Source organism: Stutzerimonas stutzeri (genome assembly GCF_000935215.1).
Classification (GTDB): Bacteria; Pseudomonadota; Gammaproteobacteria; order Pseudomonadales; family Pseudomonadaceae; genus Stutzerimonas.
Window position 1 is genome coordinate 1 of the sequence record NZ_JXXD01000397.1, and the last position, 334, is coordinate 334.

The window sequence follows — 334 nt, forward strand, 5'->3', positions numbered from 1 at the left end:
CCCAGATTGATCACGCTGACCGACCGCCAACCTACTCCTGAGCCACCACTGACGATACGCACCGGGCTGTCACTGGCGCCGTAGCGCAGCGCATTGGCCAGCAGGTTCGCCAGCGCCCGGCGGATCATCTCAGGGTCACCGAAAAGCTCACCCTCGGTTTCATCGAGCAGCTGAATGCCGCGCTCTTCGGCGACGCCTTCGAAGTAGTCGCACAGCTGCTCGACCAGTGCCGGCAATGCAAAGCGCTGCCGCTCGATGGCCGCAGCCGGCTGCTCGGCACGGGCGAGAAACAACATGCTGTCGATCATCCGCGCCAGGCGTTCATACTCCTCCT

Annotated in this window: 1 pseudogene; it reads right to left on the bottom strand. The window is 63.8% G+C overall.

Annotation, left to right across the window (positions count from 1 at the left end):
* Positions 1-334, bottom strand: a pseudogene (locus LO50_RS23780) (heavy metal sensor histidine kinase); the annotation flags it as partial.